15 protein-coding genes and 1 CRISPR repeat array (1 of these 16 running past the window's edge) are annotated in these 26,140 nt (G+C 43.6%); of the genes, 4 read left to right on the forward strand and 11 right to left on the reverse strand.

The annotated features are described in order from the left end of the window. Nucleotides 1-15: 15 nt before the first annotated feature. The 3 genes from SGRA_RS00615 to SGRA_RS00630 form a co-directional block, all read right to left on the reverse strand. Nucleotides 16-675: a hypothetical protein gene (locus SGRA_RS00615; protein WP_014373133.1), complete on the reverse strand. Its 660-nt coding sequence runs from the start codon at nt 673-675 to the stop codon at nt 16-18. 170 nt (nt 676-845) lie between these two features. Further along, nucleotides 846-1,232 (reverse strand): DUF7793 family protein, encoded by a 387-nt coding sequence (locus SGRA_RS00620; RefSeq protein ID WP_014373134.1) that lies wholly within the window; start codon nt 1,230-1,232, stop codon nt 846-848. Between the two features lie 597 nt (nt 1,233-1,829). Beyond that, complete coding sequence (locus SGRA_RS00630; protein WP_014373137.1) at nt 1,830-2,423, reverse strand: NAD(P)H-dependent oxidoreductase; 594 nt, start codon at nt 2,421-2,423, stop codon at nt 1,830-1,832. Nucleotides 2,424-2,567: 144 nt separating this feature from the next. Here SGRA_RS00630 and SGRA_RS00635 point away from each other — a divergent pair, with 144 nt between their 5' ends. Beyond that, complete coding sequence (locus SGRA_RS00635) at nt 2,568-3,500, forward strand: LysR family transcriptional regulator (protein WP_014373138.1); 933 nt, start codon at nt 2,568-2,570, stop codon at nt 3,498-3,500. A 64-nt stretch (nt 3,501-3,564) separates the two neighbouring features. On the opposite strand, the gene SGRA_RS00640 is transcribed toward SGRA_RS00635, so the two are convergent. The 3 genes from SGRA_RS00640 to SGRA_RS00650 all read right to left on the reverse strand — a co-directional run bounded on the left by SGRA_RS00640 (nt 3,565) and on the right by SGRA_RS00650 (nt 7,956). Then, on the reverse strand, nt 3,565-5,271 hold the full coding sequence (locus tag SGRA_RS00640; protein ID WP_148268231.1) for an NlpC/P60 family protein: 1,707 nt from the start codon (nt 5,269-5,271) through the stop codon (nt 3,565-3,567). A gap of 220 nt (nt 5,272-5,491) precedes the next feature. Then, on the reverse strand, nt 5,492-6,145 hold the full coding sequence (locus tag SGRA_RS00645; protein WP_014373141.1) for a DUF4294 domain-containing protein: 654 nt from the start codon (nt 6,143-6,145) through the stop codon (nt 5,492-5,494). A 260-nt stretch (nt 6,146-6,405) separates the two neighbouring features. Next, nucleotides 6,406-7,956, reverse strand: coding sequence for a hypothetical protein (locus tag SGRA_RS00650; protein ID WP_014373143.1), 1,551 nt, complete (start codon nt 7,954-7,956; stop codon nt 6,406-6,408). A 399-nt stretch (nt 7,957-8,355) separates the two neighbouring features. Between SGRA_RS00650 and SGRA_RS00655 the strand changes: the two genes are divergently transcribed. The 3 genes from SGRA_RS00655 to SGRA_RS00665 are packed head-to-tail and all read left to right on the forward strand — an operon-like array spanning nt 8,356 to nt 12,123. Further along, nucleotides 8,356-10,314: a M61 family metallopeptidase gene (locus SGRA_RS00655; protein ID WP_014373145.1), complete on the forward strand. Its 1,959-nt coding sequence runs from the start codon at nt 8,356-8,358 to the stop codon at nt 10,312-10,314. Between the two features lie 38 nt (nt 10,315-10,352). Next, nucleotides 10,353-10,658 carry a YbaB/EbfC family nucleoid-associated protein gene (locus tag SGRA_RS00660; RefSeq protein ID WP_014373146.1) on the forward strand — a complete coding sequence of 102 codons (306 nt, stop codon included), beginning with the start codon at nt 10,353-10,355 and terminating at the stop codon, nt 10,656-10,658. Nucleotides 10,659-10,668: 10 nt separating this feature from the next. After that, nucleotides 10,669-12,123 carry an MATE family efflux transporter gene (locus SGRA_RS00665; RefSeq protein WP_041329423.1) on the forward strand — a complete coding sequence of 485 codons (1,455 nt, stop codon included), beginning with the start codon at nt 10,669-10,671 and terminating at the stop codon, nt 12,121-12,123. A gap of 909 nt (nt 12,124-13,032) precedes the next feature. Here SGRA_RS00665 and SGRA_RS00670 read toward each other — a convergent pair. The 5 genes from SGRA_RS00670 to SGRA_RS00700 all read right to left on the reverse strand — a co-directional run bounded on the left by SGRA_RS00670 (nt 13,033) and on the right by SGRA_RS00700 (nt 17,989). After that, nucleotides 13,033-13,581, reverse strand: a complete 549-nt coding sequence (locus SGRA_RS00670; protein WP_014373150.1) for a hypothetical protein — start codon at nt 13,579-13,581, stop codon at nt 13,033-13,035. 84 nt (nt 13,582-13,665) lie between these two features. Beyond that, nucleotides 13,666-14,181, reverse strand: a complete 516-nt coding sequence (locus SGRA_RS00675; protein ID WP_041329424.1) for a hypothetical protein — start codon at nt 14,179-14,181, stop codon at nt 13,666-13,668. 94 nt (nt 14,182-14,275) lie between these two features. After that, nucleotides 14,276-14,950, reverse strand: a complete 675-nt coding sequence (locus tag SGRA_RS00680) for a hypothetical protein (RefSeq protein ID WP_245538605.1) — start codon at nt 14,948-14,950, stop codon at nt 14,276-14,278. Nucleotides 14,951-15,119: 169 nt separating this feature from the next. Further along, the gene (locus SGRA_RS00685; RefSeq protein ID WP_014373153.1) at nt 15,120-15,806 is read right to left on the reverse strand and encodes a hypothetical protein; all 687 of its coding nucleotides are present in this window, start codon (nt 15,804-15,806) and stop codon (nt 15,120-15,122) included. Between the two features lie 1,217 nt (nt 15,807-17,023). Then, nucleotides 17,024-17,989, reverse strand: coding sequence for a tetratricopeptide repeat protein (locus SGRA_RS00700; protein ID WP_245538606.1), 966 nt, complete (start codon nt 17,987-17,989; stop codon nt 17,024-17,026). A 1,096-nt stretch (nt 17,990-19,085) separates the two neighbouring features. Beyond that, nucleotides 19,086-26,140: direct repeats of the CRISPR family, unit length 36 nt; unit sequence GTTTCAATGCTGCTTCGCCTGCAAAGGGTTTAGTAT; it runs 4,724 nt beyond the window's last position.

A 26,140-nucleotide genomic window follows, 5' to 3' on the forward strand; every position in this document is an offset into this window, starting at 1 on the left:
TTGGTGGTTGGTTATTTACAGTTGATTATCATAGCAAAGTCCATATTCATCAGCCTTTTTGCAGCTATTCATGCTAGTAGTTGCTTGCTGTAAAAGTCTGTTTTGTAGAGAAATATATTTTTGGGGTGTATTTCTTGATTCTCCAGGCATTTGGATATTGAATAAATCGCCATCGAAGCGATCATCGAAGCCATCTTGGTCCAAATCTCTAAAATTATCGACTTGGCCATTTTCGTCTCGGTCCAATTCCATATCATTCCAAAGCCAAAGGTCTGCTTGGCCATCGCCGTTAAAGTCTAGGTCCAAAAAAGCGGGCAATCCATCTTGGTCCACATCCAGTTGGGCAAGATCTAATTGGGCATAATCATGCCAGCCGTCTAGATCTTCATCAATAAAATCATCAACTTGGCCATTGCCATTTTGATCGAGCATACCTGCTTCTACTAGATCGGAGATGCCATCATTATCGCTATCTAGGTCCAGATAATTTGCTAATCCATCGCCATCTTGGTCGGCTAAGGGGTAAGCTTGTTCTATATAATTGGGGATGCCATCATTATCGGCATCAAAGTCAAGTTCATCGGCGATACCATCTTGGTCCATATCCTGTTGAGCGAAGATAAAAGTTGGCGCCAAGAGCAGTAGAGCAAAAAAAATAATTCTGGGGAAATTCATAAGGAGGAGCTTTGCTTGTTTTGGAATAAGCTATCTTATTCTAATGACACAAAGTTAGGCCTCAAGTCACTGATTTTTAGCGGTTTTAATCGCAGAGCTGAAATTTAGGTAGTTATTCCCCTTTAGTCAGTACTTTCTCTATGCGTATTTTACCTAAACAGTTGTTCAATTTAGTTTTTATAGTCCTTTTCTAAGTTGGCCAACCAAGCTAGCGCTTTTTCTCGCTCATTAAAGATTTTGATTGGGCTGGGGATTTTATTCATTTGCAGGAAGAAGTTGGCCAACATTTTAGACAAGACCGATTTTATTTGGATAGCGCCAGCAATGATATGCAAACGTTCGTCATCATAAACTTTTAATCGGCGGGCTTCTTTAGACACCGATTTCATATCAGAGAGATTGACCACAAAAGTAAAAGGTTGGCCAGCAGAAAATTCTGCGGCGGTATCGGCCCAAATATCCATTTCGGCAACATCAATATGTGCACCTTTGGCAATATCACAAATAAATACCCCATTTTGCAGGTACATTTTCCCCCAAGGCAGTTGCTTTTCCATGCAATTTTATTTTAAGGCTACAAAAGTAGTGATTTTGTTCTGCTTTAAGGAAAAGGCAGCGGAATTTTGGTCCTTGTTTTTGGGTGGCCTGCTAATTGAAAGCCGCTAATTGAAAGGGGGAGTTTATAAGCTGCATAAATTTCATAAGCATCTTAAAAAGTTGTTTTTTCTTGCTGGTTTTAGATCCAAAAAAAAATGAGCCGACAGTTGAAACCATCGGCTCATAAAAGATGAACTAAAATCTTTTCTGTTTTTTATGCCATTGCTAATTGAAAGCCACTAATTGAAAGGGGGAATTAAGGGCCGAAGAAAAAAGCGCTGAGAAAAACTAAAGTTGTGCGGCCTAGCGATGCGGCGGGGTGGCCGCAGGCCAGACCCAGTTTTTTGAGCGCAGCGAAAAAAACGCAGGGCCGAGCGAACAGCGAGCCCCAAAGCGTAGCGCCGCAAGGCGAAGCCGCAGCGGAGGCCCCAAAAAATAGAAAAACAAAAAAATGCGGAAAAACCAGATCGATTTTTCCGCCCATGCTAAAAAGAAGGCTTCATCTAAATAATTAGACTGGATTAGGGGTTTTATTTGGATACAGCTCAACTGCCTTTTTAGGCAAAGTGTTGCTTCAAAAACGCTTTATAGTTCGCAAATTCTTCTTCGGCTCTGGCGTTTTTTTCTATATCGTGAAAATGCAAGCTTCCTTTAAACTCAAGCCCTACAAAAGCATTCATTCTATGAAAAGGAAAGAGGGCACCTTCATCAACAGATTTTTGTTGAAAAAACTCGCCTTCCCATTCAAAAGCTTCCTTGGGAGCATTCCAGCTAGTGGTTATCAAGTAGTTGCGGCCATGCATTAAGCCTCCAGTTCCGTAATTGACTTTGGGATTTTTAGAAGATCGGCCATCGCTGGTATAAATCCGTCCATGCCCCTTTGTGAAAACCCGATCAATATATTCCTTAAAACGAAAAGGCATATGAAACCACCAAATTGGCATATGATAAATGATCGTGTCGGCCCAAAGAAATTTCTGTACTTCTGTCTCTACATCATATTCTTCACTTAGTTTAGTGTACTGTAGTTCATAGCTCTCTTTGGGAGCAAAAAAATCAAGATCAATGTCTAATAGACTTTGGTTAAATCGACCGGGAGAATGACCAAATGGAAATCCGGCGTTTATGACAAAAATATGTTGCTTTTTCATGCTAATGATGTATTTGGAAAGTAAAGGGAGGACCGTCCCTCCTTATTGCAACACAAAATTAAGCGTTATCTTTGCTAGCAACAATCAATAATTTTTAAATTAGCTATTAGTATTTTTATAGTAGCAGGCTTAAGCAATCAAATTATGCTCAATTTAGAATGGCTCCGTAGCTTTAAAGCAATTTATGAAGAAGGGAATATTAGCCGAGCTGCTCCAAAATTGTATAGCTCTCAACCTGGTCTTAGCATGCAATTAAGGGCTTTAGAGCAGCATCTAGGCTATAAACTGTTTATTCGAGCAGGCCGACAAATGAAGCCCACAGAAGAAGCTAAGCAGCTACATGCCTATGTTCTGCCCGCACTAGAACGTCTAGAGCAGGTCGAAGAACTTTTTCAACAAAGTGCTTTACAAAAACGAGAGCGAATTCGTATTGGCCTTTGCTCCGAAATTTTTTCATTGGTTTTGGCGCCCCAATTATCAACACTTTCTTTTGATGTACATGCCCGCTTTGCCGACAATTCTACTCTTTTTAAAGAATTGGAACAAGGCCTGTTAGATCTCTTAATTACAGCTCAGCCCCTAGATCATAGTCTAAAAAAACGCTTCGAAGCAGCGCATTTTTCTCAAGAACAACTTTACCTTGTTGGCTCTAAAAATTTAGACCTTTCTCCTTTTCAACAGGCGATTAAGGCCCAGGATTATAAGCGATTAACGCAGCAGCTAAGAGAATTTCCATGGTATGCAGTGATTAATGAAATGGAACATAGCCGCCGATTTTGGTCCGATAATTTTGAGGAATCGCTGCCTTTTCAACCCAATTTCATGCTGCCCAGCCTAGCTACGATTATTCAGTGCCTAAAAACACAAGAAGGGCTAGCTATTATTCCAGATATTTTGATCCAAAAAGAGCTAGAAAATAAGGAGCTGCAGCTTATTTGGAGCGGAAAAACACCTTCCGTTAACCCACTCTATTTTATTCGAGATAAACATAGCCGAAAAGAGAAAGAGTTGGAGTTGCTCAAGGCTATTTTTAAACAGAAAATGCCCCCGCAGATAAAAAAAGAGCTGCAGGCCTAGGATAGAAAAACAAAAAAAGGCGGAAAAACCAGATCGATTTTTCCGCCCATGCTAAAAAGAAGGCCTAATCTAAATAATTTTCCTCGGGAACGGTCCAGCTAGAAGGCACCACATAACCCTGCACCTTACTTTTGGGATAGGCTTTTATGCACACCTTATTGCCCTGGTTTCCGCCAAGGGTAAGAATATGGCTGTCGGTTTGGCCGGCCACAAAACCGACATGTCCGCCGCCAGAGCGACTAAAAACGACGATGGCCCCATAGGCGGGCTTGTCAATTTTTCGCCCATAATCCAGGTATTTTTTTGCTCGACCGCCATCATAATAACTGAGTGCGGGCTGTCCCGATTTTTTAAGACAATGCGAAACAAAAGCCGCGCACCAGTTGGCTGTTTTTACGGTTTGTTTGTGCGCCCATTCGTCATAAGTGCCCAATTCTTGGAAGAGCATTTTGACAAAGGGGTCATCTTTTACCATTTTTGCCGTTTCGGCTTTGCCTTTATAGCCTTCTGCTTTGCTGATCCAGGCAGGCTTTTGATAGTTTCCTTCTTTTTCAGAGGTTTTGCCATCATCACTTGGCTGATCTTCGGTGACCGTAGAATCATTTTCGGCAGAGGGCGTATCATTATTTTCGCTAGCACTTGTATGGCCAAAAAGGGAGCCCGCGGTTTTTCCGCCCACTTCAATCAAGCCATCTTGCCAACCAAAGGTTTTTTGCTGGTAGTTTCTGATCGCCTTAATCGTGAGGGGACCAACATCGCCATCTACGGCTAGGCCTGCATTATTTTTGGCATTTAGTGTTTTTTGGACCAAAACCGCATCGGCTTTTTTGTTTTCTCCGCCTTTACCGACCGAGGCCGAAATGCTGCTATTGGCCGTGGGGGTTTCTTCATTTTCCTCTTTGCCAGAAGGCTGATCATCTTCCTCTAGGCCTTCTTCATCGGGCATATCGAGGCCTTGTTTTTTGGCAAAGCTTTCAATATGATCAGATTGGCGTTGGACCTTATCCTCATATTCTTTATCCGAGGCATAGCGCTGATCCTTCTCATTGGTAAAGTTTTTCTCTAATTCGTCGGCATCTTTGGTCGAGAGATAATCTTCGGCCATCAAATCAAAGTACATTTCGATACCAGCATTCATATCGGGCAATTGGTCCAAAAAGTTGGCATCTCCAGAATCGTAGACGCCCACATTGAAAGGCGATTTTTCGCTACCTTCTCGATTGCCACGGCTACCAAAAAAGGTTTCAAATTGCAATTGCGACAACATCATTTCTACGGGTACCACTTTTTTGATGTCGCCATATTTTAGGTAAGTTTTGAGGGCGGCATCGGCTAGGGCTTGGCCAGTAATTGGGCTTTTTTGGCCCTTGCCATATTTGGCCATTTTTTCGTCAATATACTTTTGCGCCAAGGCCGCATAATCTGCAAAATAATCTTTTTCGGCCGCGGTCAAGCTGCCTTTGTCGACCACCACCTGCGAGCGCTCCTTCATAAAGTCATCAAAACTCCAACGCTTGTTCGGATCTACCTCAAATTGTGGTTCTCGGCCCAGTTCTTCTTTAGTTTCTTCTGTGCTGCTTGTGGCTGCCGAAGAAGCCGCCAAAGCTTTATCCAAACGCTGGTTAATTCGGCCCATTAAGGCCTCAATTTCCGAAATCACTTCTTGCTCCTGAGCGTCAATTTTTCCATCGCTCATAAACAACTTTTGCAAACTGCTAAGCTTGCTTTCATAATCTTTTAGTACTGCTTGTAGCTTTTCAACTTGATTCATAAGAGGATTGTATTTTGGCAAATAATATTGGGGACAAAAAAATACAGAAAGTAAAAAGCCAAGACAAGCTAAGCCCCTCTTTTTTAGGATAAAGCAGTTTTCTATTGTTTTTTTAAACAAGTTCTTTTATTTTGATAAATTTTGAACTTCGGCAAGGATAAATTCCTTTTTGGGCCGCCTGCCTAAGGGCTATAGGCAGGCATTGGCCCCCAGAACTCATTTATTTATCTTTTTCCCAATCGGTATTGTACATATCATACTCATAAGAGAGGTCCAAATCGCTCAAAATCATCTCCAGAAGTTCGTCATCTTTAGGATCATAGCCCGTTTTCAGATTATAGCCATACCAAGAGGCCATGCTTTGCCATTTGACGGCGGTCCAACGGCCTCTAAAATTCCGAATAACCTGATAAAAAGGCTGTTCCAGCTCTCTTTCGACCATCTTAATCAAGATATAGCCCTGCGATTTGGTCAGTTTTTTTAGCTGTGCCTCATATTCTGGAGTCAGTTCTTTTTGGTATTGCTTAATATATTTCTTCTTTTTTCGGCGGCTCATCCCTCTGGTCTCCTCTTCCATTTGCCGATGCAAACGAACGGCTTCTAGGGCCAGCGGAAAAACTTTTGCCGCATAATGCCGCCACTGATGATAGCGTCGACGCTCTTCTCGGTTTTCAAAATTTCGTTTTCGGCTCACTTGCACATCAATGCCGCTAATGGTGGGCAGGGTGTCTCCATCAATAATCAGAATGGGAATAATTTCGCCATTAAAGGTAGTGGTTCCAAAATATTCCCCTTCTCGAATCAGGCTATCTTGCTGTCCCTGAGCCCCTAAACTAAGGCCCAAAAAGGGCAAGATATATAGTAGTTTACGCATAATTTAGCTGTTTAAGCAGTTCATTAGGGCCAATTTTATGCCCAAAAAAAGCCGACAGTTTTTGCTGCCGACTTTTAAGATAATATTTATTTTTTGGGGCTGCCCCTCGCCTATCGGCTCGGGTCGGGCTGTGTCGTGGCTCGCAGGTCTGCTCGGCCCTGCGCAAAATTTCGCTACGCTCATTTTGCTAGGTCTGCGGCTGCGCCGCACCACTTTCCATCCCTCAGCCGTCGGGCCTTCGGCCCTCTAGGACCAAAAGCTTAGCCCTTGCAGGCGGCATCTAGTTGGCAGCCAATGGCAAATTGCAAAGTCTGCAAACCCAAACCTCTAGCATCCCGATTGCTAAATCCTTTTTGGATGAAGTAATCTTCTAGCTCTCTGAGGCTATTATAATAAGCTACTTTTAGGCTTTTGTAGTTATTGGCCTGTAGCGGAGCGCCTTGTTTCCAGCTATTTAGTTGCTGCCAAACGCCATTGTTCCAAGCCTCTAGGGATTTCATTTGCTCATATTCTAATCCTCTGGGAAAAGCATAAAGCAAATTGAGTTGGGCCAAATCTTGGCTTTTTTTACCGCCCGACAAATCCTCGGTCATGGCCAAAAGCAGTTGCATAGCCGGCAGGCTCAAAAAGCTGCCGCAATCGCTAGAAATTTGGTAATCATCTCGCTCATTGTTCCAGTAAGGGGCAAAAGCCTCGGCAGCTAGTTGGGGGTGGCGGCGGAAAAACCAGCAGGGTACATCAGGCTCGTCTTTTACGGCCTCATGAATGGCCCGCAAATGCTGAATCAGCTGGCGAATATCGTTATAAGCATATTGCTGGCTAAAATCGTAGCGGGTTTTCTGACGATAATTGACAAAGACCTGCCCAATAGCGGCCTGCATCAGTTGGTTGATGGTTGCATCGGCATTTTTAATCACTAGATCGCCATTGCGGTACATATAGGCTCGGTACACCTTGGCCAAGGGGTGCTTAAACTGCTTGAGGCCCGCTTCGGCTTGTACGGGATCTTGGTCAATTAGGTTGAGGTAATATTGCAGGCTATACTTTTCTACCTCTTCCTTAAAGAAATTATCTTGGCTGAGGAGTTGGTATTTTTGGACCGTTCTATCTTTTTGCATAAAAGCCAAAAGCGATTTTTCGGTATTGGGGCCCCATTGTCCATCAATTTTTTCCTGATAATCGCCAGTTTGGTTAAGGGCCAACTGCAAGCTTTTTACCGTAGGGCGAACCGCTGTTTTTTTACCATAACTCTTTGACTTTTGGCGCTCAAAATTGCTGAGCGGGTGCAAAGCTTTTTCGCTTACTCTGCGCACAATCATATCTTGGCGGCCGCCTTTGGCCTGAATGGTTTTCAGGGCCGCATCGGCTTCGGCTTGGCTGTAGTAAGGGCCAGCGGCAATCCGTAATTTTTTGGCCGAAAGCTGCAGGCTGAGTTGGGGCGTTAGGCGTTCCCAATCGGGCCAATAGACATCTTCGTTTTGGTCCAAGGTGGCCATTTGCACAATAAAAACGGCATCTTGCTCCAAGATGGCTCTCCTTTGGATGAAAGCATCTTTATAGCCTCTAGCTTTTACGGCATCCAGCTTCTTTTTGGCTGCATTATAATTGCTATAGGTTCCCATAAGCACCTGATAAAGGCCCGTGGGTTGCATTTCGGCAAAGAGGTAGCCTTGGCTGTGCACCTTAGAAAAATCTTTGTAGTCGGGATTGGCATAGGTGGCCAACTGAACAAAGTAAATGTTTTGTTGCAGCTGCTGCCCCCAAAGCGGGAGCGTCATAAAAGCAGCCATTAAAAAGGGTAATAAGCGCATACTATATAATTATATGATAAGAATGGGGAAAGAGCTCCCGATTGAGTTCATCCAAAAATAGAAGACTCTGAAAAAAAATTCAGTTATTGCGGGCAGTTTATCCAAAAAAAGTAGGCTGGGCCATTTTTTCGACGAAAAGCGGGGGCCCTACTCTATCTAGAAAATAATTTACTTAATCGAAAAAAGGCGTCTAGCTTTTTCTTTTGAAGTATTATGAGTTAGAAAAGCTGCTTGGGCTAGCGGGCTGGTCTTTGGCCTAGCGATGCGGCGGGGTGGCCGTTAGGCCAGACCGAGCCAGCGAAGCTGGCGAAGGGCCGAGCAGACCTGCGAGCCCCAAAGCGTAGCGCCTGCCGCAGGCAGGAGGCCCCAAAATATAAAAATCATTAAACCCTTTATACTATGAAAAAATTACTTTTAGCCCTTGGTTTTTGTGGCCTTGCCTGGCAAGCCCAGGCCCAAGCGCCTTCTTTAAGCTACCATTATAAGGTAGATTTGAATGCGGTCAAGGACGATAAATTGACCGTGAGTTTGGAGCCCAAGGATTTTAATGCCCAGGGAGAACTGCGTTTTTATTTGCCCAAAATGGTGCCCGGCACCTATAGCATTTATGATTTTGGCCGTTTTGTGTCTAACTTTAAGGCCTTGGATGCCAATGGAAAAGAGTTGGCGGTGCAGCATCCTGACGACAACAGTTGGGTCATTGCTGAGGGCGCAAAACTGGCTCGAATTGAGTACCAGGTGGAAGACAGTTGGGATACGGAGCAGGAAAATGTTGTTTTTGAGCCTGCGGGGACCAATATTGATGCAGAAAATGAAGTTTTCGTTTTCAACAACCACGGTATTTTTGGCTTTTTTGACGACCAAGAGCGTCGTCCCTTTACCATTGAGATTGACCGTCCGAAAAACTTATTTGGCGGCACCTCTATGGAAAGAGTGGCTGGCGATGAGGACAGCGATATTTTTCGGGTAGCCGATTATCATAAATTGGTGGATGCGCCCATTATGTATGCCGAGGCTGATACGGCCATTATTAAAGTAGGCGATGCCGATGTTTTGATTCAGACCTACTCGCCTACGGGCATGGTAAAATCTAAGGATTTGGTGCAGGAAATCCAGCCTATTTTGGAATCTCAGCGGGCCTATTTGGGCGGCAAACTGCCTGTGGACCACTACGCATTTTTGATTTTCTTGAATGAAGGTGGTGAAAGCTTTTTGTCGGGTTCTGCTGGAGCGCTAGAGCACTCTTACTCTTCTTTTTACTGTTTATTTGAGGGCGAATCTGGCGATATTGCCCAAACGGTACGAGATGTAGCGGCCCATGAATTCTTTCATATTGTAACGCCTTTATCGATTCATTCGGAAGAAATTCACTACTTCAACTACATTGAGCCCGAAATGTCGGAGCACCTTTGGTTATATGAGGGCGTAACCGAATATTCGGCCCAGCATGTACAAGTTAAGCAGCGTTTAGTTTCTGCCGAGCACTTCTTGAACGAGATGTCGACCAAAATGGCTACGGCGGACTACTTCAAAAAGGATTTGCCTTTTACGGAGATGTCAAAAACTTGTTTGGATGAAAACAAAGACCAATACCCCAACGTCTATATGCAGGGCGCATTGATTGGGATGTGCATTGATTTGAAGCTCCGTATTTTGTCTAAGGGCGCTTATGGCATTCAGGAAATGATGCAAGATTTGGCCAAAAAATACGGCATTCAAAAACCCTTTAAGGATGCCGAACTATTTGATGAGATGGTGGCTGTTACAGGTTATCCAGAAATCAAAGAATTTATGCTCAAGCATGTGGCTGGCACCGAGCCATTGCCCTATGTAGAGCTAATGAAAGAGGCGGGGATTGAGTACAGCGATCAGGGATTTCGGACCGAGCTTTCGCTTTTGGGTTTCAATCCCAACGGAGGCATTGGCTTCAATCCGGAGCAAGGGCTTTTGATGGTGGCCAATGAAAAATTCATTGATGACTTTGGCAAAGAGCTCGGTTTGAAAGAAGGCGATATGCTCAAAAAATGGGATGGCGAAGAATTGACGCCCTTGAATGCGCAGCAGGTATTGACCAGCTATGCCAGCAAAGCCAAAGAAGGCTATGAATTGGAGGTCCTTGTTTTGCGAGAAGAAACATTAAGCAAACGCAAAATGCGCAAGCGCAACCGCAGAATCAAAAAGGGCAAAAAGGTAGATCCTTTAGCCATTGAGGAAGTCCTTTTGAAGGGAAAACTGAAAAAGGTAAAAGTGCCACAGGAGCATGCCCTCAATTTGCTTGAAGAAGTAAGCGCCGAGCAGCTTAAGATTCGTAAAGCATGGTTGGGCGATTACATTTTGGAAGATGATGTAGAAAAATAAGCTTGAATCCTTATCTTCGCAAAAAAATAGCGACTACTATGTTTGGAAATATTCAGGAACAACAAGAGAAAATGCGTCAGCGCCTCACGCAAATTGAGGTGAGTGCTCAGGCTGGCGGCGGGGCCATTCAGATCCGGGCCAATGCCGCTCGTCAGATTTTGGACATCAAAATTGACCCAGAGCTTTCTTTGGACGATCATGAAGAGCTAGAGGATTTGTTGCTTACGGCCATGAACCGAGTTTTGGCGGCAGCAGCAGAAAAAGAAGCGGCCGAGACGCAGAACATGCTCAAAGACATCTTGCCTCCGGGCATGGGTGATTTGGGTGGAATGTTTGGCTTCTAAGTTCGACCTAATGAAGAAAACATTTCTATTAAATTTGGCTTTATTGGTGGGCATCAACCTGCTGATAAAGCCATTTTATATTTTTGGGATCGACCTACAGGTCCAAAACCGTTTGGATGATGGGGAGTATGGCTTGTACTTTAGTTTGTTCAATTTTGCCTTTATTTTTCAGCTCCTAGCCGATTTGGGTTTGCTACAATTTAATAGTCGATTTATTTCGCAGCAAGAAAATTTGCGCTCTGCCTATTTGCCGATGCTGCTCAGTCTCAAGGCGGTTTTGGGCTTGGGTTATTTTGCCTTGGCCTTTGGGGCTGCTTTTCTGATGGGTTATGGAGAGGCGGCTTGGCAGATATTGCCCTATATTTTGCTCAATCAGTTTTTATTGAGTGGCATTTTATTTTTGCGCTCCAATTTATCGGCCATGGCCTTTTATCGGCTCGACAGTTTGCTTTCGGCCTTGGATAAATTATTGCTCATCATTTTACTATACAGTTTACTGTCCCTTGAACCTTTTGGCCCCTTCAATATTTTGCAGTTTGTGCAGGCGCAATCTGTCGGTTATGCCCTCACTTTTTTGATTTGCGCAGTTTTTTTGGCCCAAAAAGTAGAGGGGCCGTTGGCTTGGCGCATTTCGCCTAGACGGATGTACATTTTGCTCAAACAGGCCTTGCCCTATGCCTTTGTCATTTTGCTGATGACCTTATACAGCCGTATGGATGCCGTGATGATTGAGCGTTTGCTGCCTGCGGAGGAGGGAAAACTGGAGGCGGACCAATATGCTTTTGCCTATCGGTTGCTCGATGCCTTTAACATGATTGCTTATTTATTTGCGGGTTTATTGTTGCCTATGTTTTCTCGTTTGCTGCGGCCTTTGCAGCTCAAAGATTTGGGCCAATTGATGGCCACGGCTTTCCGCTGGATGAGTTTTTTATCTGTCTCGCTCAGCATTGCCCTCTTCTTTTATGCCGAGGAGCTCGCCCCCGCCCTTTATGAAAGTAGCCATAGCCAGACCCCGCTATTGCTCCAAATTTTATTGTTTTCCGCCAATGCTGCTGGACTCATCTATATTTTTGGTCCTTTTCTCACGGCGGCGGCTCGTCTCAAGGGGATGAATATCTTTTTTGCCTTTGGGGTAGTGCTCAATTTTGGCCTCAATCTGCTCTGGATTCCAACTTATGGGGCTTTGGGAGCGGCTGTAGCCACCCTAATCACGCAATTTTTCATTGCCATTACGGAGATGTTATTGAGTTTTCGCTATTTCCCGGCCTTGCGTTCCTACTTCTCTTTGGCCTTATTTTTCCGCTTCATTTTGGGCAGTGCATTGAGTTTCGGCATTTTTTACGGCAGTCAATTTTTGCCCCTTATTTTTTGGTTCAAGATTTTATTGGCGGGCGCAGCCTCTCTTTTAAGCGCCTTTTTGATTGGCCAACTTTCTTTTCGGGAACTTCTCGAATTGCGGAAATAGTTTTTTGGGGCCTGCCGCCTTTGGCGGCCGGGCCCTTACAGGGCTCGCAGGTCTGCTCGGCCCTGCGCCAGCAAGCTGGCTGGGTCTGCCGCTGCGCGGCCCCCTTTCAGGCCCCTAGGCCAAGTCGCTTCGCTCCTTTGCGGCGGCTTCGCCGCCTGCTAGCTGTGGCTGCAGGTTGAAACCAGCAGCCATACAACAACCCTATTCTATATCTATAGTGCGAAGAGGATTAAAATCCTCTACCGCTTTGAACAAGGGTTGTTTTTCTTCGGTAGTTTGATTTTCTTTTTTTCTCCCCCATAAATTTCATGGAAACGCTAGGGCCAAGGCCCTAGGCTATTGAAAAAATCGTCATCCCCTCATTCGAGGGGATTTTTCTGTTCCACTAGGCTCCATCAGCAAACAAGGGCTTTAGCCCGACAGTTTGCATAGCCCCACAACCATGGGCTTCAGCCCATGGAACCAAAACCAACTAGTTCTTAAAAGGCTTATTCTCTATTCTCTCTCCCCTCCCTTTCAATCTTACAAGAAAAAGTTGAGGGACTAACAGGCGGCTATCCTTACCGCCCTGGGCTGAAGCCCAGGGTTGCTGACTTTAGCGAACTAGCGGACTAAAGTCCTTGTTCGCTTTCATTGCTTCTAAGGGCCCAAAACTGCCCAGCCGCCGAAGAAAACCGCCCAAAGAAAAAAGACAGCTGAGCGGCCACAACAAGCCCTTTAGGGCGCAGTTCGACGACCAACGGGAGTAACCGATGGTAGGCAGTGCGGCAAAGCCGCAGACCAAGCAAAAACTTGTTTTTTGCGCAGGGCCGAGCGACCCGACCAACGGGAGCCGACGCAGCGAAGCAAGTAACAGCGAGCTGCCGAACGTAGCGCCCGCCAAAGGCGGGAGGCCCCCAAAATTTCAACCTACTTGAGACCAAATGTATAGATAAAATCACCTTCAATATACTGCCAGCCCAGCTTGGCGCAATCAGAAGGATTCTTTTTAGCGGCATAATCTATTCTGTAAATCCCTTTTTTCTTGGAGTAAAAAACATACCGCTTCAACACACACAAATCTTCGTAGCGGCGATCCTCAGATAGGGCTTGATGTCTATGATGTGTTTTTTGCTCTATAACAAATAGCGTATCTCCATTATTTTCAAGTGTAGACTGTAGTTTTGAATCAAGATTTCCAGAATTCAATCTAAAATTATACGTTTCCTCAAAAAAGGTACAACTATCGCAGCTTAAATCTGCAATAGCCGAATAGAACTCCACCTTTAGCAGTCTATCATAAAACAACACAAAAAGTGTATCATTTCTCAAACCTGTAAGAAGGGCCCCAGTTTTTATGTTTTCTACTTTAGAAAAAAACTTATTGCCCTTAGGAGGCTCCCAGTTTTGCCCCTGACAAATAGCAATTTGAAAGCAAAAAAATATTGCCCATATTATCAGCTTAGGTTCTACCTTCATAGTTAAATGTCAATTTTGCTGCCTACTTTTATAACTTTTTCATCTAACCTAAAGGTTAGGGCGATCTATTTGGACCTTTGCAGCTTAGCTCTGCAGTAGTTTTTGAATATCGAGCTCAAAATTAGAGTCAAAGTTGTATTTTATAATATTTTGAACAACCTCCCAACTATCACAGCGACGAGTTCTTCCATCATACAGAAGGATTAAGCCAATATTGTGTTCTTGATAATCAATAACTTTGAACTCTCCATGATTGCCAACTATGCCTAAAGAATAACGTACTCCTTTTATTTTTGAGAAGGATTTGTATAAATCAAAAAAGGCCTTCAACTGCTGTTCTTCATCCTCAAACTTTTGTTTTAAGATCGTTCTCCAGCCATAAGCTGAGTTTATTCCAGGCCCTAATTTCACGCTAACCCATTCATGAAATAAGTCAAAAAATAAATCAGAAGTAGAAATATTCTCTTCGCATACTTTAGCCACAGAACCTCGTCCTGTTAAAAAACCTGCTATATAATTACCTAAAGAGTCTAGAGAAACTGGATAAAAATACATCCAAGGTCGTTGTTCGATGTACGAAAGAAGTTGATGTAAGGTCATTTTGTTTTTTATTTAAAGATTAAAAGTGGGCACTAAAGATAGACATAATAGATAGCCGCTCCGCATTTTTTGCCCCAAAGGTATGTCCATTTTGCTAATCAAAGGGAAGGCTAGATTCCTTGATGATGATTTCAACACAACTAGCTAATTCAGCTCCAGCATAGATAGTATGAAGATGCTTTTTATTGTTTTTATCGATACCAATAATTTCCCAAAATGGCCGCCTTAGAGGTTCCTCTTGAACGGATGCTAACTCCCAAAACTGAGCATTCATAAAGCGTTTAAAATGATCGGGGGGAATAAAAAAACTATCTTTTACACTATAAACGATAAGGTAATCTTTAGCGCCCTCATACTCATCAGAGGCCCAAGAATAGAGACTATCATAATCCTTACCCGCTAATTGAAGTCCACTAAAGCAGGCTCTGTAAAGATCATACTCTATTTTCGTATAAAAAAACGTGTCCTTTCTAAATTGGGCCAACAGTTTATAAGAGTGATGAGGACTATATTCGCTATTGAGGACATTTAGCACCCAATAATTTTGTTCATTTAGGTTACTAAATGTATCACAGTCTACTCCTTGCAGGCCCAAATGCAGCAGCATCTTACAACTCATCCGATAATAGCCCTCTAGCTTATTGAGCTGCTCCAACTGCCTAACGGAATCTTCCTGCCCTGGCTTCTCCTCCGACTTTTCAGAAACTTCAGCCACGCAAGCCAAGAGGAGAATCAATGGCAAGAATAAACAGAAAACAAATTTCATCATTAAGTTACTTTTGATCTAAATATTTCAGTCTATACCTTTTATGCTTAATGCTTCTGGACTAAAAAGTTACGAAGCCTATAGCACTCCATTAAGTCTACTATTTTTTTGAATCCTTCCGCTGCTCGGCCTTCTGCTGCAGCTGAAAACCTATGGCAAAGCCTTCAACAACCTAATCCTTTAGTTTGTATAAAACTATTTTTTTAGAGTAGTTCAGGCCAGTTCTTCTGATCACAATTTTTCCTTTCCTGTTATTTACCTTTAGGAGCTCTATATTTGTAAGAAAACAGTAGTCCCAATTGTACATTGTTATGGTTAAATCCTCCTGAGGATAGGCCCTTAAATCAATAGTAAAAGCTAGCTCTTCTATAGAAGAAGTCGAACTTATAATGAGTTTTTTTGGAGCCTCCTTTCTAAGAAAGGAAACTGTATTATTTCTTCCCACTTCAGAACTATCAGTAATCAGACGGGTACTTATCTTGCATTTAGTTACTCTTGATGTCAATTGCTCTAAAGACAGACTATCTACTACTTCATAAAGAGGAATACCCAGCTCTTCAAACACAAAAGACAGACGAATACTATCTGAATGCTTAGCGCTTTGAGTTGTTAATACAAAAGCTCTATTCTTCTCATGGTTAAAGCTAGCTCGCTTCTTATCTACTCTTATCGTTCCTTCTATTAAGCAAGGGTCCATAAGATCAAAACGGCAAGAAAAGCTATCATTTTCTTTTACTTCTAAAAGAACATATGGTAGTGCATTGCTACTATAACGTCCCGGTACAAGTTTTTGATACGCACAAGAAGTTGCCAACAGACAGCAGCTAATCAAAGCTATACTGATGCACAGATATTTCATTTAATTGCTTGTTTTATCGGAACAGCAGTCAATCTCGACCTTAAATTTATATCTATTCAGATGTTGCTTTTAAGGGTTTTGGTGGGCATGCTATCCATATTTTTTTGGGGCCTGCCGCCTGCGGCGGCCGGGCCCTTGCAGGGCTCGCAAGTCTGCTCGGCCCTGCGCCAGCAAGCTGGCTGGGTCTGCCGCTGCGCGGCCCCCTTTCAGGCCCCTAGGCCAAGTCGCTTCGCTCCTTTGCGGCGGCTTCGCCGCCTGCTAGCTGTGGCTGCAGGTTGAAACCAGCAGCCATACAACAACCCTATTCTATATCTATAGTGCGAAGAGGATTAAAATCCTCTACCGCTTTGAACAAGGGTTGTTTTTCTTCGGTAGTTTGATTTTCTTTTTTTCTCCCCCATAAATTTCATGGAAACGCTAGGGCCAAGGCCCTAGGCTATTGAAAAAATTGTCATCCCCTCATTCGAGGGGATTTTTCTTTGCGGTTGTGGTTGGACGGTTGTTGTTTTTGAGGAGCGAACCTTTTCCATTTTTATAGCAAACAAGGGCTTTAGCCCGCCAGTTTGCATAGCCCCACAAGCATGGGCTTCAGCCCATGGACCCAAAACCAACTAGTTCTTAAAAGGCTTATTCTCTATTCTCTCTCCCCTCCCTTTCAATCTTACAAGAAAAAGTTGAGGGACTAATAAAGCTATCTGCCTGCTCTGCTGCCTAGGGACAAGCCCCTAGGCTAGCTTTTTCAGACAGCCCTCTGCGAGGGCCTTTGGATATGGCCCTTCTCTGCAATCACAACAGAGCAAAGCCGTAAATCATAATTTGAGGCCCTTTAGGGCTGACTCCATTAGGTTAGCCTAGGGGCTTGTCCCTAGGCGATGAATGGCAGGCGGCAAAGCCGCCATGGCCGAAGGCCAAACGGCCTAGCGATGGTAGGCAGTGCGGCAAAGCCGCAGACCCAGCAAAAACTTGTTTTTTGCGCAGGGCCGAGCGAGCAGCGAGCTGCCGAACGTAGCGCCGACGAGCGCAGCGAGGCGGAGGCCCCAAAAAAAAGGAGAAAAAGCCAAGCTTCTTCTCCTCTTTCGCCCGCTTATTGCGCAGGGGGATTGGGTGGGGTGTCCTGATCTGGATCAGGATCTTCAGTGTAATTTTTCATAGAAATTGTGTTTTTGTTAAAAAATTAGGTTGTTTAGTTTGGTTAGCTTTATGTCTAGTTATTTAGGCTACTCATCCTCTGGATTATTTTTTTCCATACTGCTGCTAAAGGCCGCGATATCCATCCCCGGATAAAATTGCGCCATCTCCTGCAGGCAATCCTCCACCTTGTCCAAGGCGCCAGTCACTTTATACAATTTTGTCTGCATCCGCAGGCCTTCAACGCTCAACTGATGGCGATTGGCTTGCTCGCAAAAAAAGAGCGCGCCCTCATGCAAACCCAAAGCATAAAAATCTTGGGCCTTCTCCAGAAAAATGCGGTCCTGGCTCATCTGGGGCAACTGCAAACTGTTGTGATAGCTGCACCAAGCCTGGGCCGCCGCCAAATCTTGTTTTAGGTCCTGCAAAAGCTGCGCATATTCCGACATATAGCCGATCGGATCTGCCGCCTTTTCGGTCAAGGTTTTTAAATAGGGAAGTGCTTTTTCGCCCTCTCCAAAAGCAATATACAAGCGGCAAAGCAGCTCAAAACAGTCCTCCTCAAATTCGGTGTTACAAATTGGCGATAAGAGGGAAATTCCCTGCAGATATTCGCCTTCTTCCAAGGCAATGGCCGCCAAAAAATAGCAGCTTTCTGCGGTGGGGATCGCCAAATTCTCGAGTAAAATTTTGGCCTTGGGCAGATCTTCTTCCAACAAAAAAAGTAACTTGGCTTGGGCCAAATCGGCCTGTTCATCGCCCTGCCCCTGCTCATAATAATGAAGCGCCAAATCATAGCGCCCCTCTTCTTCCATCAATTGGCCAAATAAAAAATACAGCCGCCCTTTTTCAGCAGAACGCTTTTGGCCCAACTGCAAACAACGCTTGGCATTCAAGTAGTTAGGTGATTCTTTTTCGAGTTCCACCTTCACCCAGTAATAATATGGCGCCGAGCTTTTTGCTCCTGCAGCCATTAATTTTTCGGCTAATTCCTGACAAGCCGTCAGCTCATCTAGCTCAAATAGCTCGGTTAATAAGGTCTCATTTTTTTTCATGCTGTCTCTTTGCCCCATGCTAAAGCATGAGTTTGGGAAAAAATCTTTTGGGAAAACTACGCCCTCCAATTAAAACCATTTTCAACTTGCGCCTCCACTCTTGGCATAGCTGTTAAAACATTTTATTAAAGTCGGTCATCTACTAAAACATTGACTTATGCTTTAATGTCACCTAAGTCCATTTTGTGAACTTTATTTTTAAGTTTTTTTAAAAAATTTTAGGCGAACTGCATTTTTGCCATAAACTAAATAGCTATTTAGCTCTAAAATTAGTTGGATTTGATTTGAAAAACAAGCTATCAAAATCCTCACTTACAACTGATTACCAATCAGTTAGGACTATATTCTTTTTTTGGGGCCTGCCGCCTACGGCGGCCGGGCCCTTGCAGGGCTCGCAGGTCTGCTCGGCCCTGCGCCGCTTTCAGCGGCTGGGTCTGCCGCTGCGCGGCCCCCTTTCAGGCCCCTAGGCCAAGTCGCTTCGCTCCTTTGCGGCGGCTTCGCCGCCTGCTAGCTGTGGCGGCAGCTTAAAACCTACAGCCATACAACAACCCCATTCTACATCTATAGTGCGGAGAGGATTAAAATCCTCTACCGCTTTGAACAAGAGTTATTTTTCTTCGGTAGTTTGATTTTCTTTTTTTCTCCCCCATAAATTTCATAGGAACCCTAGGGCCAAGGCCCTAGGCTATCGAAAAAATCGCCATCCCCTCCTTCGAGGGGATTTTTCTTTGCCGTTGTGGTTGGACTGTTGTTTTTTTCTTGGAGCGAACCTTTTCCATTTTTATAGCGAACAAGGGCTTTAGCCATGAGTCCAAACCCGCTAGTTCCAAAAAAGGCTTCTTCTCTATTCGCTCTCTCCCCCTCCTTTCAAAACTCCCAAGAAAAAGTTGAGGGACTAATAAAGCTATCTCAATACTACCAACTCTGCTGCCTAGGGGCTTATCCCTAGGCTAGCTTTTTTCAGACAGCCCTCTAAAGAGGGCCTTTGGATATGGTCCTTCTCTGCAATAACAACAGAGCAAAACCCTACATCACAATTTGAGGCCCTTTAGGGCTGACTCCATTGGGTTAGCCTAGGGGCTTGTCCCTAGGCGATTATTGGCTGCTGCTTCGCCTGCAATGGGTTTAGTATTTATAATCCAGCAAATCAAAAGCAATAACGGATGTCGTTTCAATGCTGCTTCGCCTGCAATGGGTTTAGTATACGAGATGGAACGAGGACGACCTAAGCGGTCGAGGTTTCAATGCTGCTTCGCCTGCAATGGGTTTAGTATTTCAAGTGGCGTTTTGCCTAAGTTAGACGCAAAAAGTTTCAATGCTGCTTCGCCTGCAATGGGTTTAGTATATTTTTAAATATTTAATTGAGGGAGGGGGGGGAGGTTTCAATGCTGCTTCGCCTGCAATGGGTTTAGTATGTCCCGAATGATGTGCGTACCAGCGTGGATTGTGACGTTTCAATGCTGCTTCGCCTGCAATGGGTTTAGTATAAGGAGAATGGGTTGCTCCTAAATGGATGGTAGAGTTTCAATGCTGCTTCGCCTGCAATGGGTTTAGTATTTCAAAAAATCGCTCACTATGGGCGATATAAAACAGTTTCAATGCTGCTTCGCCTGCAATGGGTTTAGTATTAGCCATTGGGCCAATACCGAAATAGAGGCTAAAAAAGTTTCAATGCTGCTTCGCCTGCAATGGGTTTAGTATGGGATAAGATCCCTGCAGTTGGAGTGTGGAACTGTGTTTCAATGCTGCTTCGCCTGCAATGGGTTTAGTATTGCATTATATTAAACCCTTAAAGCTGTCTAAGGCAGTTTCAATGCTGCTTCGCCTGCAATGGGTTTAGTATTATGCTAAGGCTAGATTATAAATAATCCAATGCCACGGTTTCAATGCTGCTTCGCCTGCAATGGGTTTAGTATGAAGATGAGAAGTCGAACTTCTCTCTCAACGTGGAGGTTTCAATGCTGCTTCGCCTGCAATGGGTTTAGTATTTAGGAGGGTCTATTGAAGTAACCCCTAAATAGTCGTTTCAATGCTGCTTCGCCTGCAATGGGTTTAGTATTCAATGGCGAGCAGGCATTCATGCAGCTCCTCCAGCCGGTTTCAATGCTGCTTCGCCTGCAATGGGTTTAGTATTCAATGGCGAGCAGGCATTCATGCAGCTCCTCCAGCCGGTTTCAATGCTGCTTCGCCTGCAATGGGTTTAGTATCAGTTGTACGTCTATTGGATACAGCCAACATGTAGAAGTTTCAATGCTGCTTCGCCTGCAATGGGTTTAGTATCTAAAATCACAAATCTTCCGCCTTTTACTGGATAGGTTTCAATGCTGCTTCGCCTGCAATGGGTTTAGTATATCAATCCAGAGCCTTCTACTGCATTCGCATAGTAGTTTCAATGCTGCTTCGCCTGCAATGGGTTTAGTATAAGCCCATTGCCTCACTCCTGAAATGGTTCAGGAGTGTTTCAATGCTGCTTCGCCTGCAATGGGTTTAGTATTAGATGCGTATTTCTCTTATTGGAGGGAATTTGCTAGTTTCAATGCTGCTTCGCCTGCAAAGGGTTTAGTATAATTACCAACCTAAGCTAAAAATAATGACACGATGTTTCAATGCTGCTTCGCCTGCAAAGGGTTTAGTATCAAACCAAAGCAGATCAAAGCAGAAATGACACTGTTTCAATGCTGCTTCGCCTGCAAAGGGTTTAGTATAGATATGTAGAAGGGGGGAAAAGCAACCTCTATTGTTTCAATGCTGCTTCGCCTGCAAAGGGTTTAGTATCTAAAACGGGCCGTTTTATGGCCCAAATTATGGCTAGTTTCAATGCTGCTTCGCCTGCAAAGGGTTTAGTATTTTTAAAATGGGGGGCAACCTCGCAGGCTTTCAAAGGTTTCAATGCTGCTTCGCCTGCAAAGGGTTTAGTATAGGCTCAGTGCGTTGCTTATGCAGGTATGGACAAGTTTCAATGCTGCTTCGCCTGCAAAGGGTTTAGTATCCTCCACTTTGAGGTTTTTGATAAGATCTCTTATGTTTCAATGCTGCTTCGCCTGCAAAGGGTTTAGTATTAATACGTGAGTCTTGTGGAATCCCCCTAGAAGCTGTTTCAATGCTGCTTCGCCTGCAAAGGGTTTAGTATCCCTAATCAAGGGGTTCAGCGTCTTCTTTAAAGAGGTTTCAATGCTGCTTCGCCTGCAAAGGGTTTAGTATTTCTTCAGCTCTATTGTTAAATCCACCTCCAAAGTTGTTTCAATGCTGCTTCGCCTGCAAAGGGTTTAGTATATTTCAATATTATCATCATGGTCTAAAGCAATAACAGTTTCAATGCTGCTTCGCCTGCAAAGGGTTTAGTATTGTTTGAATACTTCAATAGACTACTGTTTGAAGGAAGTTTCAATGCTGCTTCGCCTGCAAAGGGTTTAGTATGGTGATGCCACTGATGGTGGTGTTATCGGGGAAAGTTTCAATGCTGCTTCGCCTGCAAAGGGTTTAGTATATTTTATTATGTCATTTTTTGATGAAAAAGAAAAGGTTTCAATGCTGCTTCGCCTGCAAAGGGTTTAGTATATAAAACCCATTCTCTTTTAATAATCCACTTATTGTTTCAATGCTGCTTCGCCTGCAAAGGGTTTAGTATAGTAGAGGTTTTATTAGCATATAAATCATTTCAGTTTCAATGCTGCTTCGCCTGCAAAGGGTTTAGTATTTTATAGACATATACTCATCGGTCTCAATACGTGTTTCAATGCTGCTTCGCCTGCAAAGGGTTTAGTATACTATTTCACCACTTAAAATGTAATCAATACCATTGTTTCAATGCTGCTTCGCCTGCAAAGGGTTTAGTATAGGAGAAGGGGTAGTTTCAGGCTGGAGCTGCTCCAGTTTCAATGCTGCTTCGCCTGCAAAGGGTTTAGTATCTGATTCGTACTCCAGAAGAATCTCCGCAAAGATGTTTCAATGCTGCTTCGCCTGCAAAGGGTTTAGTATAATGGATGTAATGTACAAGCAAGCAGATGACGAAGTTTCAATGCTGCTTCGCCTGCAAAGGGTTTAGTATAGCTTCCCTGCCAACTCCCACGCCTCAGCGGAGAGAGTTTCAATGCTGCTTCGCCTGCAAAGGGTTTAGTATACAACTAAAATTTCTTTTAGAACCTTTAAAAACTGTTTCAATGCTGCTTCGCCTGCAAAGGGTTTAGTATTCAGAGCGAGTATAAACAGGCGTTTAGGCTCTGAGCGTTTCAATGCTGCTTCGCCTGCAAAGGGTTTAGTATCAGAACAATGTAGTGTCTACTACGATAGAATTGATGTTTCAATGCTGCTTCGCCTGCAAAGGGTTTAGTATAAAAAATGATTTCATTCAAAAATTTCGAGGAATTGTTTCAATGCTGCTTCGCCTGCAAAGGGTTTAGTATAACCTCTCTCCTCATTATTAGGAGAGGGGTAAAACGTTTCAATGCTGCTTCGCCTGCAAAGGGTTTAGTATATAAAACAACCCTCAGATTCATTATGACATCTGAGGTTTCAATGCTGCTTCGCCTGCAATGGGTTTAGTATACTTAATTATGTTGACATCTGTGATTATATTGAAGAAGTTTCAATGCTGCTTCGCCTGCAAAGGGTTTAGTATTAGACAACGTAAGGATTTCTGTTTTTGCAAATGGGTTTCAATGCTGCTTCGCCTGCAAAGGGTTTAGTATTCACCATACCTAGGAATCAGGTGGTCATCATGAAGTTTCAATGCTGCTTCGCCTGCAAAGGGTTTAGTATATCTCGTTATTTAATAATCTTTTTCTTCCCGTTTTCTCATCTTCACCATACCTAGGAATCAGGTGGTCATCATGAAGTTTCAATGCTGCTTCGCCTGCAAAGGGTTTAGTATTAATTATTTAGCTCTTAATTCTTCATTTAATTTGTTTCAATGCTGCTTCGCCTGCAAAGGGTTTAGTATTCATAATCAGTGGGTCCACGGTTCGAGTCCGTGTAGTTTCAATGCTGCTTCGCCTGCAAAGGGTTTAGTATACGGCTAAGGACGGGGGGGATGTCCTTGGAGAGTAGTTTCAATGCTGCTTCGCCTGCAAAGGGTTTAGTATCAAAGGTAACGATTCAACAGTAGCTGTATTAGAACAGGTTTCAATGCTGCTTCGCCTGCAAAGGGTTTAGTATAACCAACCGAATCGGGGGGACTCGGCGGCGCCAGAGTTTCAATGCTGCTTCGCCTGCAAAGGGTTTAGTATTAGCACCCTACCGTAATTGCTGATCACTCTTACGGTAAAGTTTCAATGCTGCTTCGCCTGCAAAGGGTTTAGTATTTTTTTTATCTTCCACCATTATAGTATCTTCAAATAGTTTCAATGCTGCTTCGCCTGCAAAGGGTTTAGTATTACAGATCTCCGCAGTTGTACGTCTATTGGATACAGTTTCAATGCTGCTTCGCCTGCAAAGGGTTTAGTATTACAGATCTCCGCAGTTGTACGTCTATTGGATACAGTTTCAATGCTGCTTCGCCTGCAAAGGGTTTAGTATTAGACAGTTTTAAGTCAAACCCAAAAACTTTAGAGTTTCAATGCTGCTTCGCCTGCAAAGGGTTTAGTATAACCTGTGAAAAGAATCTTGATTACTTTCGGAGAGTTTCAATGCTGCTTCGCCTGCAAAGGGTTTAGTATGACTGTAAAGACGAACTCAATGCAAATTAGAGAAAGTTTCAATGCTGCTTCGCCTGCAAAGGGTTTAGTATCTCCTCTTTTGACAGCTTCTGTTAATATGTCAGCTGTTTCAATGCTGCTTCGCCTGCAAAGGGTTTAGTATGCTCTAACGATGGATCCCTTGTATTGCCCATAATGTTTCAATGCTGCTTCGCCTGCAAAGGGTTTAGTATTTCTAAGAAATCTTCTGGTAGATCACTACATGTTGTTTCAATGCTGCTTCGCCTGCAAAGGGTTTAGTATTGGTGCTTACCGAAAAAAAGAGGCCTACCGTGAATGTTTCAATGCTGCTTCGCCTGCAAAGGGTTTAGTATCTACTACTTTGTTTTTTAATTCTTCTAATTCACGGTTTCAATGCTGCTTCGCCTGCAAAGGGTTTAGTATTAGAAACTATATCTGTTGAAATTTTGAATGAATAGTTTCAATGCTGCTTCGCCTGCAAAGGGTTTAGTATGTAGCATCTATTTTCGGATTGAGACCTCAAGGAGGTTTCAATGCTGCTTCGCCTGCAAAGGGTTTAGTATCGAGTAAATACTCGCTTAGGATCCGACTTACGCAAGTTTCAATGCTGCTTCGCCTGCAAAGGGTTTAGTATGTAGCATCTATTTTCGGATTGAGACCTCAAGGAGGTTTCAATGCTGCTTCGCCTGCAAAGGGTTTAGTATCTTGAGCCCTTTTAGTTCTTAAGGCATTGATAGAGGTTTCAATGCTGCTTCGCCTGCAAAGGGTTTAGTATTTAAAGTAGCTTCAATTCTTTTAATTTCTTTTTGAAGTTTCAATGCTGCTTCGCCTGCAAAGGGTTTAGTATAACTTTTTTTTGTCAGACACCCCCGGGGGTCAAAAAGTTTCAATGCTGCTTCGCCTGCAAAGGGTTTAGTATAGACACCAACTCATCGCAGCCCTCTATCTTCATCTGTTTCAATGCTGCTTCGCCTGCAAAGGGTTTAGTATAGCCTAAATGGCTGTTTATACTCGCTCAGTCGAGTGTTTCAATGCTGCTTCGCCTGCAAAGGGTTTAGTATATTGTACCGAGGGAGCATTTCTCTCTCGGTCACTGGTTTCAATGCTGCTTCGCCTGCAAAGGGTTTAGTATAGACTGGTTCAGTAAACTCCCTGAAGAAGAACGTGGTTTCAATGCTGCTTCGCCTGCAAAGGGTTTAGTATGCTTTCGTTTGCTGTAGCCCAGTACATGTCTGAGGTTTCAATGCTGCTTCGCCTGCAAAGGGTTTAGTATTCGTAGGGAGGCCAATTTGGAGATGATACGCCTTTTGTTTCAATGCTGCTTCGCCTGCAAAGGGTTTAGTATACTCCCATCGTTTTCGCATCAAAGTTCTCTAGCGATGTTTCAATGCTGCTTCGCCTGCAAAGGGTTTAGTATTTAAAACGCTCTGAAATAAGTAGATTTCTCATGAGTTTCAATGCTGCTTCGCCTGCAAAGGGTTTAGTATTACACTATAGTGGATTTCCACTCTTCTGTCGAGAGGTTTCAATGCTGCTTCGCCTGCAAAGGGTTTAGTATTCCCCGACGAATTTCGAGGAAAAGAGCTTTCTGACGGTTTCAATGCTGCTTCGCCTGCAAAGGGTTTAGTATTCCCCGACGAATTTCGAGGAAAAGAGCTTTCTGACGGTTTCAATGCTGCTTCGCCTGCAAAGGGTTTAGTATTCTGCAACAAGGAAGGGCGGCTTGCTCTTAAACAGTTTCAATGCTGCTTCGCCTGCAAAGGGTTTAGTATTCAGGTTTTTCCAAACCAAGCTAGCAGCACCTGTAGTTTCAATGCTGCTTCGCCTGCAAAGGGTTTAGTATTCGGCCCGGTACATTTCTAGCAAACATCTTTTAAAAGTTTCAATGCTGCTTCGCCTGCAAAGGGTTTAGTATTTTCTCGGATCCGTGAGCTATTGCAGGAAAAAAATGTTTCAATGCTGCTTCGCCTGCAAAGGGTTTAGTATTCAGGTTTTTCCAAACCAAGCTAGCAGCACCTGTAGTTTCAATGCTGCTTCGCCTGCAAAGGGTTTAGTATTCGGCCCGGTACATTTCTAGCAAACATCTTTTAAAAGTTTCAATGCTGCTTCGCCTGCAAAGGGTTTAGTATTTTCTCGGATCCGTGAGCTATTGCAGGAAAAAAATGTTTCAATGCTGCTTCGCCTGCAAAGGGTTTAGTATAGTTTGACTCCGATATTAATAGACTTACAGATGACTGTTTCAATGCTGCTTCGCCTGCAAAGGGTTTAGTATATACGCAACTCACAGCTTGAGTAATCTCGTACAACGTTTCAATGCTGCTTCGCCTGCAAAGGGTTTAGTATGCTATTACGATTTCAAAAATGGCGTGTTCTACCACGGTTTCAATGCTGCTTCGCCTGCAAAGGGTTTAGTATTTTCCTAGGTTTTTTTATTTTTTTCTTGCAAAATGGTTTCAATGCTGCTTCGCCTGCAAAGGGTTTAGTATAAATTCTTCGT

Source organism: Saprospira grandis str. Lewin (assembly GCF_000250635.1).
GTDB classification, from domain to species: Bacteria; Bacteroidota; Bacteroidia; order Chitinophagales; family Saprospiraceae; genus Saprospira; species Saprospira grandis.

What these genes read in the sequence shown, in the direction of transcription:
- SGRA_RS00650 (WP_014373143.1), bottom strand. Translation starts at nt 7,956, where the DNA reads ATGCGCTTATTACCCTTTTTAATGGCTGCTTTTATGACGCTCCCGCTT.
- SGRA_RS00660 (WP_014373146.1), top strand. Translation starts at nt 10,353, where the DNA reads ATGTTTGGAAATATTCAGGAACAACAAGAGAAAATGCGTCAGCGCCTC.
- SGRA_RS00655 (WP_014373145.1), top strand. Translation starts at nt 8,356, where the DNA reads ATGAAAAAATTACTTTTAGCCCTTGGTTTTTGTGGCCTTGCCTGGCAA.
- SGRA_RS00640 (WP_148268231.1), bottom strand. Translation starts at nt 5,271, where the DNA reads ATGAATCAAGTTGAAAAGCTACAAGCAGTACTAAAAGATTATGAAAGC.
- SGRA_RS00665 (WP_041329423.1), top strand. Translation starts at nt 10,669, where the DNA reads ATGAAGAAAACATTTCTATTAAATTTGGCTTTATTGGTGGGCATCAAC.
- SGRA_RS00670 (WP_014373150.1), bottom strand. Translation starts at nt 13,581, where the DNA reads ATGAAGGTAGAACCTAAGCTGATAATATGGGCAATATTTTTTTGCTTT.
- SGRA_RS00700 (WP_245538606.1), bottom strand. Translation starts at nt 17,989, where the DNA reads ATGAAAAAAAATGAGACCTTATTAACCGAGCTATTTGAGCTAGATGAG.
- SGRA_RS00685 (WP_014373153.1), bottom strand. Translation starts at nt 15,806, where the DNA reads ATGAAATATCTGTGCATCAGTATAGCTTTGATTAGCTGCTGTCTGTTG.
- SGRA_RS00620 (WP_014373134.1), bottom strand. Translation starts at nt 1,232, where the DNA reads ATGGAAAAGCAACTGCCTTGGGGGAAAATGTACCTGCAAAATGGGGTA.
- SGRA_RS00680 (WP_245538605.1), bottom strand. Translation starts at nt 14,950, where the DNA reads ATGATGAAATTTGTTTTCTGTTTATTCTTGCCATTGATTCTCCTCTTG.
- SGRA_RS00615 (WP_014373133.1), bottom strand. Translation starts at nt 675, where the DNA reads ATGAATTTCCCCAGAATTATTTTTTTTGCTCTACTGCTCTTGGCGCCA.
- SGRA_RS00635 (WP_014373138.1), top strand. Translation starts at nt 2,568, where the DNA reads ATGCTCAATTTAGAATGGCTCCGTAGCTTTAAAGCAATTTATGAAGAA.
- SGRA_RS00675 (WP_041329424.1), bottom strand. Translation starts at nt 14,181, where the DNA reads ATGACCTTACATCAACTTCTTTCGTACATCGAACAACGACCTTGGATG.
- SGRA_RS00630 (WP_014373137.1), bottom strand. Translation starts at nt 2,423, where the DNA reads ATGAAAAAGCAACATATTTTTGTCATAAACGCCGGATTTCCATTTGGT.
- SGRA_RS00645 (WP_014373141.1), bottom strand. Translation starts at nt 6,145, where the DNA reads ATGCGTAAACTACTATATATCTTGCCCTTTTTGGGCCTTAGTTTAGGG.